Source organism: Arsukibacterium sp. (assembly GCF_033722355.1).
Classification (GTDB): domain Bacteria; phylum Pseudomonadota; class Gammaproteobacteria; order Enterobacterales; family Alteromonadaceae; genus Alishewanella.
The window spans coordinates 1-13,438 of the sequence record NZ_JAWVZF010000071.1; the positions used below are offsets into that span (position 1 = coordinate 1).

Consider the following 13,438-nt stretch of genomic DNA (forward strand, 5'->3'; position numbering starts at 1 on the left):
GAGCGTGAGCAACAGCAGATCCAGTCGCTGGAGTGGGTGATTAATGCCGCGCCGCCATTTCATATCGTCGATGGGCCTTTTGCTGGTCAGGGCATCTGTGATGTGCTGATAGATGTTATCGATAAACATTTACCTGAACTGGATAGCAATCGTCTTGTGCTGCCTCAATCCCGGATCCGCAAGCAATTTCAACGTAAAGAAAACCAATGTTTTCCCTGCATGATTTACCGCGCCATACCCGGCGAGACCATTCAAAGCGAGCCCACGCACTTTTATTTTCCGCACGGCATTATCACCACCCCGGAAAAAGCCCGCCTAATACAGGCGCGGCATGGTGATCCGGTGCGCCTGGCCAGTTTAATTAACGATAATACTTTGCGCTTTGGCTATCCCGATGGCCGGCATTATCCTGCAGTGCAAAGCATTTTAAATAATGCGTTAGAGCAGGATAACAACGAGATTGCTCATACCGGGGAAAATGCAACCGTTGCTATTCTGGCGATGATTAAGAAGGGCCGGATTGACTACACCCTTGAGTATCAAATTCTGCATAATTTAGATAAAGCTGAAAATAATGCTGACGATTTGGTATTTTTGCAGGTTGCCGAAACCCAGGGGCAGCATGTGCTGGGTGCTATTGGTTGTACCAACACAGAATGGGGCCGGGCAGCAATAACAAAAATAAACCAGATACTGCCGCTGGTTCGCCGGCACCCGGACTTTCTGCAAGTGCTGGAGCGCTGGTTTAATAATGATCCAGAATCTGGTCCCTACCTTGAATTACTACGTGAGTATGTCTGGCAAGCTATTGACTGAGTCGCCAGCTGCAAAACTGATGTTATACAGTTGTGCGGTTTGCTTTATTTTTCTGCTGCCATTTCAAGTGCATTAAACACCCCGCCAATAATCCGATAAAGGTTTTGCTGATCAAATTCGTACTCAGTTTCGGTTTGAACGCGATGCACAAAAACCAGATCAGAGCCCGGGTATACCCCAAGCATGTGAATGCCAACACCAGTATGATAAAAGGCGTGGTTGGGCCGTTTATCGTTAGCATTAATCACATTCCACAGCATGCCATAGCCAAAGTCCATGTATTGGTTGGTAACAGAATAAGAGGTGGTGCTTTGCTCTATCCACTCGCGGGACAAAATACGTTGGCCATTCCAGACACCGAAGTTTTCGTATAGCTGGCCGTAAAGCGCCATATCATAAGCCGACATCCGGAAATGATAGGCGGGGAATGCTGATTTTTCAGGCTAGCCATCTACTGTCAGAGTAGCAATGTCGGTGTCATTATCGATGGTCGTATAGCTGCCGTTATAGTCCCGCATGCCCAGGGGGGCAGCGATTTCCCGCTTAAAGGCGGCATAAATTGATTCGCCGGTCAGTTTTTCAAAAATTGCACCGGCCACATTAAAATCCCAGTTGTTATATACATATTGTTCACCGGGCTTAAATTGCCCACGCGACGGCATAGCTGCCAGCATACCCTCTGAAGTGGCCGCCGCAGGCAGATAGATCCCGGAGCGGGATTGCAGCAACTGACGAAGCGTCGCCTCTTGCTCGATTGCCGTCAGGGGGGTGATATCATTAATATTCAGCTCAGCCAGGGTGGCATCAAGGTTAATAACACCGCGCTCAATATAAATACCGAACAGAGAGTTCAGCATGGCTTTGCGGATAGAATGAATAGTATGCTTCTGATGAATATCGCCATATTCGAAAACCACTTCACCGGCCCGCATCAACACCATCGACGAGGTGCCAGTCGTTTTAACAAACTCAGTTAACTGGTTAAGTTTATTGCGGTTAAACGCTGCGTTGCTGTCATAGCAAACCGGATGTTTAATAGCGTGAACGGCCCGCTTCAGAATATCCTGCTGCGCCCGGGCATTGGCGTCAGGCTGACCGCCCAGCACAAGCGTTTGGCCATTATTAAGTGCGGCTTCGGTTAAATTAGCTGACAGCCCCGGGGTAATAACGTGGCCCGCAGCAGGATAAATAACGGACGTAACCCTTGATTGCAGACCAGATTGCTGAAATTCAGCGCTAATGGCCTCTGTCATTTGGGCCGAAGGCCAGAGCTGGTCATCGGCGCCTGCAAAAAGTAACAGTTCACTCTGAACAGAACTAACCGCTATCTTTGCAGTAACTGCATCGGGGTGCTGCAAATCCTGCTTGAAATACTCACGGCCAACAAAGCGTTTGGCCGAATAATCGGGCTGTGAATGCCGCGGTACATAATTCAGCGGTTGTCCATTTAGCGTCCAGGCGGCGGCATTGCTGTCCTGCACTGCTCCCCAGACGTGTGAACTGGGCGAAACAGCCATTACCGGGCCGTACCCGGCAAAATTGGCGCCAAGCAGCAACGCAAGTTCCGCCCCCCGTGAACTGCCGATAATTGCGACTTTCTGACAATGGTTGCGACTTAACTGTGCAGATGCGTCAATGTATTGCAGGGCAGCGTCAAAATATTCAAGCGGGATGCGGTTCAGCGTTTCCGGCAATCCGGGCATACCAAAATAACCGACAGCCAGTGCGGCAATACCCTGCTCCGCAAAGGCCTGAGCTGCAGTGGATGCACTATTTAGCCCGCCATCAGAGCCACCGACAACGATCACTGTTGGCAGCACCTTGCCGGGGTTTTTAGGCATAATTAACATCGCCTGCAGATCCGGTTGCTCAATACGTTGTACCTGCAGATGATCAGGATAACCGGGTTCACCGCAGCCGGTTAACAGCAGGCTGCCTGCCAAGGCTGCGCAGCATAAGCACTTCAAACGCATTATCTTTTTCTCTTTTTTTGGCTTATTTAAACGCAGCGGGATAACAGATACAAATGGATTGTGTAAATAAATGTGAGTAAACCCCGGCACCTGACCGGGGTTATCACAGGCTGGCAGGACACCTTATTTTCTGAACTTCATTTCCTGCATCAGCGCAGTACTCATTACCGTGCGGTATTCTGCCCGGTTACCACTCTCTTCTGCCATTTTTTCCATTGTCTTTTTAGTCCACTCCAGGTATTTAACGCGGCGCTTTTCATTCTCAGCTACAGTGCCCATGTTTTCAAACACCCGAATAAGGTAAATGTCTGGCTCATCGGCTCGGGGATGGACATTATTCAGCACCTGATAGCTTTTCAGCCACCCCTGAGACACAGCAAAGTCGAGATTTTTACGCCATTCAGTGGCCAGCCACTTGTTGTATTTTACCCAGCCACCGTCTGCTATTTTAATGCCGGTCACTTCCCAGTAATGCCCACCAATAAAAGGAGGCTCATGGTCATCTGCATAAACTTGCTGGCTGGTGAAAAAAGTAAATGAACAAAACATCAATCCTATCAGTAAGTTCTTAAACATTTTGGTATCTCCATATGGTTGCCCGCGGCTGTGCGGGCTGATTAACCATAGTCGCCACCTGCCATACTGTCTAAATTTTAATCAAATTTCTGCTGGCGCGCAGCAAACACATATCTCCGGCCAGATAACAACCATTGAAATAACAGCACTGCTACAGGTAAGCCGTGCCTTTAAGATACAGTACCGCAAAGCCTGACACTAACACCCGATCATGGCTAAGGCGTCAATACAAGATGCCGCCACGCGCTGATGCCTGGTAAGCTACTAATTCTGTTTTAGCCAGCTGCTTCGCCCAGTAAGGTGCCAGTCCTGAGTGAATAGAACCGGTTACCGGATCTTCATCACCGCCATTCGCCGGCCAGAAATAGCGGGAAATAAAGTCATATTCCGATGTGGTGGCACTGGCTCTCGCCGTCACCACCACATCATAGGGGGATAACTGTTTCAGCTGCGCTGCAGCATAGCGCAGGTTTGTTACATCCTGCTCTGTGGCCATCACCGCAAAATAAGCCTGACGGTTTTTTAATACCTGTACCGGTTTTACCGATAGACCAGCAAATAACGCCTGCGGCACCTGCTCTACCGGGGCCGGGCACTGGTTAGGAAAGCTCATTTCTATTCGGCCGTCACTACGCTGCTGAACAAACAGCGAACCCACTTCTCGGGTCACAAACTCAATCTCGCCCTGCCCGCCCAGCTGCTGAAATATCACATAAGATGCGGCTAACGTGGCATGGCCGCAAAAGTCGATTTCAGTTAACGGTGAGAACCAGCGGATTTCATATTTACCGGCTGACAAAGCCCGGATAAAGGCGGTTTCTGACAGATTGTTCTCAATAGCAATATTTTGCATTACCGCTGGCGCCAGCCAGTCTTGTAATGGCACGACGGCCGCCGCATTGCCTTTAAACTGCTGTTGGGTAAAGGCATCAACAATATAAATGGGTAGTTCCAAGCAACGCTCCATTGGCCAAACTTTCATTATTCAGCAAAAGAGTTTACACCAGCTGCTTGATACAAATCGAATCATTCTGCGGCACAGTAACGGCACCGTGCTACCCTGCGCTAAGTCTGCCGATGAGGGATCGTAAGTTGCGAAGCGCACTATCCTGGGCTAGTCTTTTTCACTGGATCACCACTATTTCCAACCGTGATTGACTAATCACCGCTACCTGACGCCGCATTAAGCGGATAGAGGTACTGTCATATGAGCTTTTTCGAAGAGCTGAAAAGACGAAACGTCTTACGTGTTGCCACTGCCTACAGTTTAATGGCATGGCTGCTGATCCAGGTCGTCGCGACCATCTTTCCGGCCTTTGGCTTTAGCGACTCATCCGTTCGTTATGCCACCATTATCGCCGTAATAGGCCTGGTGCCCGCGGTTATTCTGGCGTGGGTGTTTGAACTTACCCCCGAAGGCCTGAAAAAAGATGACGGTGTTCGCTCCGCCTCCAAGGCGGTTGGCAAAAAGAGCAAAACGCTTGATCAGGTAATTATTGTCGTGTTAGCCCTTGCTGTAACGTACTTTGGGGTCGATAAGTTTGTCATAACGCCTGCCAGAGAGGCCGCACTAACGGAAAAAATGGCCAACCAGATTGATCAAGCCCGGGAAGCGGGCCGAAGTGAGGCCTTTATTGAATCCTATGATGATCATTCAATCGCGGTGCTGCCGTTCGTCAATATGAGCTCAGATCCTGAACAGGAATATTTTTCTGATGGGATCTCGGAAGAATTGCTCAATCTGCTGGCGCAGATCTCCGAATTAAGAGTTATATCCCGCTCTTCTGCCTTTGCCTTTAAAGACAAAGATATCAACATTGTCGATTTATCTGAAAAACTGAATGTGGCGCATGTTTTAGAAGGCTCAGTCAGAAAATCCGGTGACATGATAAGGGTTACCGCCCAGTTAATTGAAGCGCGCACTGATACCCATTTATGGTCTGAAACATACGACAGAAAGTTTGAGAATGTTTTTGCTATTCAGGATGAAATTGCTGAGGCAGTGGTCAGACAGCTACAATTAACCATTTTAGGCAAACGCCCCAAAGCCAGCCATATTGATCCAACAGCCTATGAGTTGTTTTTAAAAGCGCGTCACCTGACCCGCTCCGGCAATGCTGAAAAATTGCAGCAGGCCGCTGCGATTTTTCGGCAGGCGCTGGATAGAGAGCCCGATTTTGTCGAGGCCTGGGACTGGCTGGGTGTTAATTATGGCAGGCAGGTAGGCATTGGCATCATTCCGCCTGAAGAAGGCATTACCTTAGAACGACTTGCAATCCAGCGGGCGCTGCAAATCAATCCGAACTATGCGCCGGCCCTCGCCAGCCAGGCATGGCTAACTATGATCTATGATAAAGATTTTCAGGCGGCAGCCACACAGGTAGAACGGGCATTAAATGAAGCACCGTCTAATATCAGTTCACTGGGCATGGCAGCGCTGCTGTTACACAAACTGGGCAGAACGTCAGAGGCGGTCCTGGTTAATCAGTATGCGATCAAGATTGATCCACTGAGTATTTCTATTCGCCACAATACCAGCATGATGCTGTATTATTTGCAGCGTTGGGACGAAGCAATCGCCTCGTTTAAGGTGTTGCTTCGTTTAAATCCGGAGCAACCCGGTACCCATTTTTTTATCGGGCTGGCGCAGTTTTACCGGGGGCAACCCAGGCTGGCCTTGGCTGAATTCGAGCAGGAGAGTCGTGATGCGGTGGCACTGGCTGGCAAGGCGATGGCATATCATGCCCTGGGTGACACCAGCCAGCATCAGCAGGCGCTGCAGCAATTAATCACCGACTGGGCAGATACGTCTCCGATTTCTATTGCCCGGGTTTATATGGCAAAAGGCATGCACGATAAGGCCTTCGAATGGCTGAATAAGGCCATTGCCCTTAACAAAGCAAACCATTTCAGCCCACTGGATCCGGGGTTTATTGCCGTGCATGATGACCCCCGCTGGGCAGAATTTCTCCGTGACATCAATCAAAATGCCCAGGCGCTGGATAACATTAAATTTAATGTCAGCTTAATCAGTAATGCCAATACCATTTAAATAAAACATGCAGGGTGACGTTACTATCCGGCGCCGGCTTTACAGCAATTCAGTGGCATACCCCCTGCCCCAGTATTCACGCTTAAAGCGCCAGCCAATCTCCACATCGTCAGTACTGGGCGCCTGGCTATTAAAGCCCATTGGCCGGATTAATACCCAGCCTAAACAGGCATCGTCGCCATTGCGTCTAACCTGCCAGATACCATAACCCCGCTCTAGATCGCAAGTGTGGCAACTGTTCGCAATCGTCAGGCATCTTTTGAACGGCTTGTGTTTGAAATTTTTGTAACTATTTGCGGTACAAACCTTTCAGAGAAGCCGCTGACAAATGACCAGAATACCAGTTTTGCTAAATCTTGGCCCGTACTGGGGTACGTTTGCGACAGAACCGCTTTCATGTAAAACGTATCAGATAGACCTTCAGGCTTGACTGGAAAATCAAACTCCGGGAATGCTCCACCAGTCATAATTCCGCTCAGAAAAATAACGTACAGTACCAGAGAGAAAACCCCGCCGAAAATAGGAACCAGTAGAATTGGAAACCAGGAACGATTAAGGAGCTCAAGCTCTTCGTCTGAAACCTTTCGAATACGTTGTTGAATGCTGACAAACCCACCTATGATTCCACAAAGGAAACATAGCCAGGTGATCATTAAGCGCCCTTCTCCAAATAAGGTGATTGCAGATATGGCGCCAACCACGAGTACTGCGACAAGCGTCATTACAATAAGACGCTTTGTGAGCGTATGAACTGCTTCTATCCGGTCCACAAGTAAGCCTTATCTGCGCGCCTGGCGCAGCAATAATCTGTGAGCATTTATTGCATCCGCTGAATGGCAGTGTTACGGGGCAAAATAAACGCCTGCAAGATGTTCGTTTATATGTAACGACGTGGCGCCCAAATTAAATCGTGTTTGGGGAGGAGCAAACTCGTGGGATAAATTGACAGGCTTCCCTGCCACATACATTGCAAATAACTATAGTCGTTAAACTTATATTTGCGAAAGTAGTACTTCAGTAAATTTACAAGTCCAGCTGTTAATGGATAAAATTTTTCTGGCTAAAATGTGAATCAAAACCTGGCCAACAAAATTTTGTCTAGTTGAAATAGTTTGTTAGGTAGTCAGTCTTTATACCCTGTTCTTACCGATAAAAAGTCGACACTCGGTTGTGCGCATTTGCGCTCAAGCTCAGCCAACGTATAGCGGTCGGCTGAGTTTCTTATTATATGACCTGCCGCACACGCACATGCTTGGCCACCCTGTTTTGCAGTATCCGGATAAGCTCTGGGTCCATCCGGTCGTAGTTATCTGGTATATCCAAGCAAACCAGTTTCTTTGCGTGGAGCAAGTCTTTGAATTTCTTCGAGACCTTATTCTTGTGAGTCTTTTCCATGACGAATATAACATCCGCCCACTCAACCAGATCACCGCTTATGACCGTCTCCGCATCAGCGTTGGTTCCGGCCCCAATTGCATGAATGCCTTCGTACTTGGAGAAGACTTCTTCACCAGTAGGGCTTCGCAACCTATTCTCACTACAAACAAAGAGGAGATTCATAATTTTTCTGCCATATGTCGCCTAAAGCAGCTGCAGCATTAGCTGTCCGCTGTCATGCCTCGTTATACGTTATCTTTAAACAACTTATAAAGTAGATCTATACGTTTATGAACTTTCTTACTTTCACGATATATCTCCGCGCTTACCCCAAACACAAGTATTAATAAAAGGAACGCAGCAGGCTGCTCTATTACTTCTGGGAAAAGCCAAATTATTAACATTACTGATGCAACAGCACTGACGCCTCTCCAAAGACTACCACCAGGGCTTGGCCTAAGCTTTTCAAACTCTTCTAATAAAGCTTGCTTCTTGTTTAGCGCATCTAGAGCTAATTCACCTGTAACCTCTTCCTTGTCCACCGATTTGACTCCTTATAACGTATAACGCCTAAATCAGCCGACGCGTCAGCGGTCTGCTGATTTACTTGTTAACCCTTTTATCTTGACTGAATTTTTCGTAGGCCGACTTCCATTTTTCTTCAGGAAGGTTTTCCATGTAATGAGCCTGAAGCTTATCCACCCCAGTTATCATGGCATGAATTCTAAGTGGAGGCATATTGTGAGATGAAATCTTGAACCACATCGATAAGGGGGAATAGGTGATTTCAGATATTTGCTCCCAGCTATATTCGCGCTTTCCTCTCCATCCAGACGTTCCACGTACCCCCATTGGACCAACCCATATTTTCACCGTGAAGAACTCAATATAAAAATAGATAGCAAAAAGACTAAAAAATCCGAATAGAAAAATGACAGCGTACATATCATCTTTATCTTTAATTGGTGCTTGAAACAATAAAAAAACAAGCCCGCCCAAAGTCAACAAGGTAAAGCCAATGCCAAAACCCTTTATCGCTTTTGCATATTCGAGTAAATAGCCACCATCCTCAGTTTCTATTGGTTTCGCACGCCCCGCCGCCGCAAAGAGTACGCCTAATATTATCGGGACTATTAGTGCAATTAGAAAATTACTCAATTTCTACCTCGTAGGGTTAACACTTATTCGGCAGAAAAATCCGTCTTTCAATACGGTTCTTTGCGCCTTTGTTAATTTAATGTATAGAACACTACACCGCTTTTTAAAAACTTACAATAACTTATAGGTACAGCTGATATTTTCGTAACCTACAAATACGGGTTAATCCGTCTAACAAGCACAAGAGGTATCAGCAACCGAACAGGATATTTTTACAGTATTTAAAATGTGGCAAGAGGTTAAGAATGTCGCTCACTGGCACTCAGGCGGCAGGCGATTGATAGCAACAGACATAGAGGGGCCATTTGAATTGTGCTAGCGCGCTATGGCCGATAGTTAGGCGTGAATTAGGCCGTGCCGTTTTTGGTATCGCCATGAAAAACCTTTTATTACAGCCAAAATTTAGAGTATTGCTGAAATACCACAGACAACCTGTTTCTTAAACATCAGGTTTTTCCCGCAACGCGGTCCCAGAATTCTGCGCGGTCATTGCTACGCGGAAACGGCCCGGAGGGAACCGGTTTACCAAGGAATTTACAGAGTGGGTCCCACCCTTCTTTTACCTGATAGACGAGCAGTTGCTCGGCGGGGATCGTATTTTTTACTGCCTCGTTATGGGCATTAAAAGCCTGAATAAGGCCATCGCGATCAAGGCCTTCTGGAAATCCGGATTTAGCAATGACAGCAGCTGCCATTTCAAGCCATTCCTTCATTTCAGGCGGGGCCTGATCCCGTTCTGATATCAACTTAAAGATTGTTGAACCAAAACTATCTGCCCAGCTCTCGGAACTGCGATGAGTCAGGATAAACTTGGCTGTCGGATAAGTGTTAAGTAATTCGCGAAAGAAACCCGCGGTAGGCCAATCAACCGCACTCAAATAGCCGTTATAAATTGCTTGCCAGTCGGGCTGTCCAGCTAATGCCGCCGACCACAGGGGAACCTGGTCAGGCATGTTATGAAGAACTTCCTCCATATGGTGACATGGGCCAGCGCCAAGTTGATTGATAGCCAGTTTTAGCGAGTAGGTGCCGGTGCGTCCAACGCCCGTACCGATAACGGTTAGTGTCATTATTATCGCCCTTTAAGTTAAACAAATATAGTTTGTCTTTGGGACTATCTTTAAGTATTCAGGCTTAACAGCTTATCAAAGTGAAGTATCAGTAACGCCCACTTCTATTCAGCTTTAACTTAATCAATCTGGCACATAAACATAGAATTCGAAAGGTATTGCAGGTATTTAATAATATTCAACCCCGATATTAAGCAGAGTCCTCAGTAATATCAGCAATTAATCTGATGTAACACATTCTCAGGGTCAGGTCTTGCTTGTTGCCTTATATAGATGTTGCGCTACAGCCAGGCAAGACCAGATTTGATAAAGAAAATCGCCAGAATCCAAATTTATTACAGCGCTAACTTATCTAATTCAGATTTCAGATACTGTGCCAGTTTAAGCATGCCGAATTGCCCCGCCTTTGCCTCTGAAAAAGGGGGCGGAGACATTTAACGGCTCAGTAAGTTAATCCTATGTATTTCAGTGCATTGGAAATTAGCAGCGATTATTAGCTCCGACCCCTTATTCCGACCCCTTATTCCGGGTGACGTTACTATCCGGCGCCGGCTCTACAGCAATTCAGTGGCAGTAAGTCTGCCAGAGAATGATTACACTGATTCTTTTGTATTAATATCCTGTCGGTACAACACCGCGTCAACCTCGCCCAGTGCGTCCCGGTGCAAAAAACGTTTTACAAACTGCATACCCAGTTTGCGCATGACACCAATGGAGCCGGCGTTATCCGGCATAGCAATGGCTGATAAAAACCGCACCTGACGGTTATGCGCCAGCACCGCGTCTGCTACTGCCCTGGCGGCTTCGCTGGCATAACCCCTGCCCCAGTATTCCCGCTTAAAGCGCCAGCCAATTTCCACATCATCAGCACTGGGTGTGGTGGTGTTAAAGCCCATGGGCCGTATTAATACCCAACCTAAATAGGCATCGTCGGCACGCCGCCGTACCTGCCAGATACCAAAACCACGGCTGCTATTACTATATTGCGCCATACGCGGCAAAAAAATTTCTTTTATGGCCTGCATACTGGTGCGCTTCCCACCGTTAAGGTAGCGCATGACTTCTTCGTCCTGATCAACGTCAAACAGCAGCTGCGCATCCTGCTCACACAGCAAGGCGAAACTCAGCCGCTCAGTTGCGGGTACTTGTATCATTATTCGTTCCTGGGTTGTGGTATTAATATCGGCGTTAGTACCCACATTCGCATTAGAGCATTATTACAGCTCGGCTTGCATGTAACGGGCCTGCTCACCCTGATAACTGGCCAGTGCCTGCTCTGCATTGTCGCAAAGCACGGTAACTTCGTTAAAGCCCTGCCGCTGCCAGTAAGGTACCGAGCCCTGCACCGCAACCAGTGCCAGTTTCGTCAGGCCCTGGCTTATTGCATGCTGCTGAGCGGTAGCAAGCAAGCGGCTGGCCAGCCCGAGGCCACGGGCGGCAGGGCTCACGGCCATATCGTGCAGGTACAAAAGCTGTGGCAAAGTACTTGGGGCAAAAGCCGATGCCAACGGCGTAATATAGCCACTGATTGAAGGATAACTGAATAAATAAGCTAATAACTGGCCGTTAGCGTTTTCAGCCAGCCAGCAACTGTCAGCAGCGACACTTAAACGTTGCTGCAATAGTGCCGGGCTTTCATATAAGGCATCGCTGTAGCAGCTATCTTGAAGTGCAACGACTGCCGTAATATCTGCCGGTTTAATTAATCGGATTGTTATTGTCATTGTGGTTGTCATTTTCTCAGCGCGGCAAAACCTGTTAAACACTACCCACTGTTTCTATCACTAAAATCCGCGCTTCGCCCACCGGGTGAGCGACATGCTCACAGCCAATACCGGCGTAAAAAATATCCCCGGCATTTAACCGGCTAACCTGCTCAGTGCCATCCTGGCGGTAATGCATATCTACCATGCCATCAAGCACCACAAACACTTCTTCACCATCATTGGTATGCCATTTGTACGGCTGATTTGTCCAGTGCAAGCGGGTGGTAATGCCATTCATACAGGCGATATCCAGAGCGCCCCAGGCACGGCTGGCGGTAAAGTCTTTACTGCGGATAATTTTCACGTTGGCTCCAAATCATATAAACGACGCGCAGGGTCAGCTGTTTTTTCTTATCGCAAAGGAGCAGCACAAGCAGTTCAACTATAAATCAACGACACTGCCCCTTTTGGTTTTAAGCATCGCTCTTGGTAACATTTGAAGCATAGCCTTTTGCAACATTTTGAAAAATAAAGAAAGTAGGAACATGATGAAAAACGATGCTCCGATTTTGGCTAATGTACCCGATAAAGGCGTAGGTGCCCAAATGGCTCCAATTATGCAGCCAGCTACTAAGACGATAAATACAACCGCGGATATCGCAGACCAGAACCGGACTTTTTGTACAGACATTATTTAACTCCTCGCACTACTAATCATACAGAATATCGCCAGCACCCTCATGCTTACAGCGCTAATTTATCTAATTCAGATTTCAGATAATGCGCCAGCTCAAGCATGCCATATTGCCCCGCCTTTGCTTCAGCGTCTGAATTATAGTTAGTATTGGTGTTCACATCATAGGCATAGCTGTTGCCCTCAGCATCCTGGATGGCCTCGATACCCGCAACCTGAATCGCATTCTGCTTAAGAAACATTTCATACTTATCAATAAACGCGGGGCGATAGTCTTGCAGAATTTCAAATTTGGCCTTGGGCTGCGCTGGCGTTTCGTCAGTGGGGCAAAACATGTCACCTATTGCGCAAGCATCGGCCGGGCAAAGTTCGAAGCCTTCAGAAGTATCCACTTTAACCGCATACAAAAACTTGCCGCCAATAAACTCGTGCCGGATGATAAAGGGTTCGGGCGCCTTAATATATTGTTGAATGAGCGTAATGCCATCAACCGGCGCATCAAAATCGGGCCCATCAAGATAGTCTTGCAGGGCCTGTACCGAGTGAAATAATTGCACCCCCTGGCCTTTTCCCCCACGGTTATGCTTAGTGATAAATGCGCCCATACCCAGCGAGTTTGCCGCTGCAATAATCTGCTTTTTGCCGACCGCAGCAATGGTTTTTGGCGTAGCTATGCCTGCTTTCTCTAACGCTAAGTACTGATGTACTTTGCTAATCTCTAAACTTAATGCCCGGCTGCCGTTGATCACTATACGGCCATGATATTCCAGCCAGGCGATAACCGCGCCAGCCAGTTCAGGGGCAAACCGGTGATCCCGGGTATGTGACGATGCACTCATCCGGTTATAAAAAACGCCTTGTGGTGGCTCAGCCGATAAATCGATTAAGCCCTCATCTAAATGCCATAACTCATAAGGGTAATTCAGCTCATCGAGTCTATTTTGTAAATGAACTGTCCATTCGTTGTTTTCATGTAGCACGTAAATCTTGCTCATTGAGTTAAGCCTTTAATTACC

The 13,438-nt window shown here is 47.5% G+C and carries 16 protein-coding genes; 2 read left to right on the plus strand and 14 right to left on the minus strand.

Annotated features, from left to right (window positions below; genetic code table 11):
* Positions 1-816 (plus strand): hypothetical protein (locus tag R3177_RS08260; protein WP_318970565.1); only part of this gene is annotated, 816 nt, incomplete at its 5' end.
* Between the two features lie 44 nt (positions 817-860).
* Here the strand turns inward: R3177_RS08260 and R3177_RS08265 are convergent.
* The 4 genes from R3177_RS08265 to R3177_RS08280 form a co-directional block, all read right to left on the minus strand.
* Positions 861-1,208 (minus strand): hypothetical protein, encoded by a 348-nt coding sequence (locus tag R3177_RS08265; RefSeq protein WP_318970566.1) that lies wholly within the window; start codon positions 1,206-1,208, stop codon positions 861-863.
* Positions 1,209-1,259: 51 nt separating this feature from the next.
* The gene (locus R3177_RS08270; protein WP_318970567.1) at positions 1,260-2,759 is read right to left on the minus strand and encodes an acyl-CoA thioester hydrolase/BAAT C-terminal domain-containing protein; all 1,500 of its coding nucleotides are present in this window, start codon (positions 2,757-2,759) and stop codon (positions 1,260-1,262) included.
* 153 nt (positions 2,760-2,912) lie between these two features.
* The gene (locus tag R3177_RS08275; protein WP_318970568.1) at positions 2,913-3,365 is read right to left on the minus strand and encodes a hypothetical protein; all 453 of its coding nucleotides are present in this window, start codon (positions 3,363-3,365) and stop codon (positions 2,913-2,915) included.
* Positions 3,366-3,588: 223 nt separating this feature from the next.
* Positions 3,589-4,320: a PhzF family phenazine biosynthesis protein gene (locus tag R3177_RS08280; protein ID WP_318970569.1), complete on the minus strand. Its 732-nt coding sequence runs from the start codon at positions 4,318-4,320 to the stop codon at positions 3,589-3,591.
* A gap of 252 nt (positions 4,321-4,572) precedes the next feature.
* Here R3177_RS08280 and R3177_RS08285 point away from each other — a divergent pair, with 252 nt between their 5' ends.
* The gene (locus tag R3177_RS08285) at positions 4,573-6,417 is read left to right on the plus strand and encodes a tetratricopeptide repeat protein (protein ID WP_318970570.1); all 1,845 of its coding nucleotides are present in this window, start codon (positions 4,573-4,575) and stop codon (positions 6,415-6,417) included.
* Positions 6,418-6,456: 39 nt separating this feature from the next.
* Here R3177_RS08285 and R3177_RS14825 read toward each other — a convergent pair whose 3' ends face one another.
* The 10 genes from R3177_RS14825 to R3177_RS08330 all read right to left on the minus strand — a co-directional run bounded on the left by R3177_RS14825 (position 6,457) and on the right by R3177_RS08330 (position 13,417).
* Positions 6,457-6,669, minus strand: a complete 213-nt coding sequence (locus R3177_RS14825) for a GNAT family N-acetyltransferase (RefSeq protein ID WP_413229078.1) — start codon at positions 6,667-6,669, stop codon at positions 6,457-6,459.
* On the minus strand, positions 6,666-7,187 hold the full coding sequence (locus R3177_RS08290; protein WP_318970571.1) for a hypothetical protein: 522 nt from the start codon (positions 7,185-7,187) through the stop codon (positions 6,666-6,668). The genes R3177_RS14825 and R3177_RS08290 overlap by 4 nt, the downstream gene beginning before the upstream one ends.
* 454 nt (positions 7,188-7,641) lie before the next feature.
* Positions 7,642-7,977: a hypothetical protein gene (locus R3177_RS08295; RefSeq protein ID WP_318970572.1), complete on the minus strand. Its 336-nt coding sequence runs from the start codon at positions 7,975-7,977 to the stop codon at positions 7,642-7,644.
* A gap of 62 nt (positions 7,978-8,039) precedes the next feature.
* Positions 8,040-8,336 (minus strand): hypothetical protein, encoded by a 297-nt coding sequence (locus R3177_RS08300; RefSeq protein ID WP_318970573.1) that lies wholly within the window; start codon positions 8,334-8,336, stop codon positions 8,040-8,042.
* Positions 8,337-8,397: 61 nt separating this feature from the next.
* Positions 8,398-8,952, minus strand: coding sequence for a hypothetical protein (locus tag R3177_RS08305; RefSeq protein ID WP_318970574.1), 555 nt, complete (start codon positions 8,950-8,952; stop codon positions 8,398-8,400).
* 446 nt (positions 8,953-9,398) lie between these two features.
* Positions 9,399-10,022, minus strand: a complete 624-nt coding sequence (locus R3177_RS08310) for a sulfotransferase family protein (protein WP_318970575.1) — start codon at positions 10,020-10,022, stop codon at positions 9,399-9,401.
* Between the two features lie 593 nt (positions 10,023-10,615).
* Positions 10,616-11,176, minus strand: coding sequence for a GNAT family N-acetyltransferase (locus R3177_RS08315; RefSeq protein ID WP_318970576.1), 561 nt, complete (start codon positions 11,174-11,176; stop codon positions 10,616-10,618).
* 63 nt (positions 11,177-11,239) lie between these two features.
* Positions 11,240-11,746 (minus strand): GNAT family N-acetyltransferase, encoded by a 507-nt coding sequence (locus R3177_RS08320; RefSeq protein WP_318970577.1) that lies wholly within the window; start codon positions 11,744-11,746, stop codon positions 11,240-11,242.
* 34 nt (positions 11,747-11,780) lie between these two features.
* Complete coding sequence (locus R3177_RS08325; RefSeq protein WP_318970578.1) at positions 11,781-12,092, minus strand: hypothetical protein; 312 nt, start codon at positions 12,090-12,092, stop codon at positions 11,781-11,783.
* A 380-nt stretch (positions 12,093-12,472) separates the two neighbouring features.
* On the minus strand, positions 12,473-13,417 hold the full coding sequence (locus R3177_RS08330; protein WP_318970579.1) for an alpha-L-glutamate ligase: 945 nt from the start codon (positions 13,415-13,417) through the stop codon (positions 12,473-12,475).
* Between the last annotated feature and the right edge of the window lie 21 nt (positions 13,418-13,438).

Bases quoted from the DNA above. Each gene is read 5' to 3' on its own strand.
- R3177_RS08265 (WP_318970566.1), bottom strand. From the start codon at position 1,208: ATGGCGCTTTACGGCCAGCTATACGAAAACTTCGGTGTCTGGAATGGC.
- R3177_RS08275 (WP_318970568.1), bottom strand. From the start codon at position 3,365: ATGTTTAAGAACTTACTGATAGGATTGATGTTTTGTTCATTTACTTTT.
- R3177_RS08285 (WP_318970570.1), top strand. From the start codon at position 4,573: ATGAGCTTTTTCGAAGAGCTGAAAAGACGAAACGTCTTACGTGTTGCC.
- R3177_RS08295 (WP_318970572.1), bottom strand. From the start codon at position 7,977: ATGAATCTCCTCTTTGTTTGTAGTGAGAATAGGTTGCGAAGCCCTACT.
- R3177_RS08310 (WP_318970575.1), bottom strand. From the start codon at position 10,022: ATGACACTAACCGTTATCGGTACGGGCGTTGGACGCACCGGCACCTAC.
- R3177_RS08315 (WP_318970576.1), bottom strand. From the start codon at position 11,176: ATGATACAAGTACCCGCAACTGAGCGGCTGAGTTTCGCCTTGCTGTGT.
- R3177_RS08320 (WP_318970577.1), bottom strand. From the start codon at position 11,746: ATGACAATAACAATCCGATTAATTAAACCGGCAGATATTACGGCAGTC.
- R3177_RS08330 (WP_318970579.1), bottom strand. From the start codon at position 13,417: ATGAGCAAGATTTACGTGCTACATGAAAACAACGAATGGACAGTTCAT.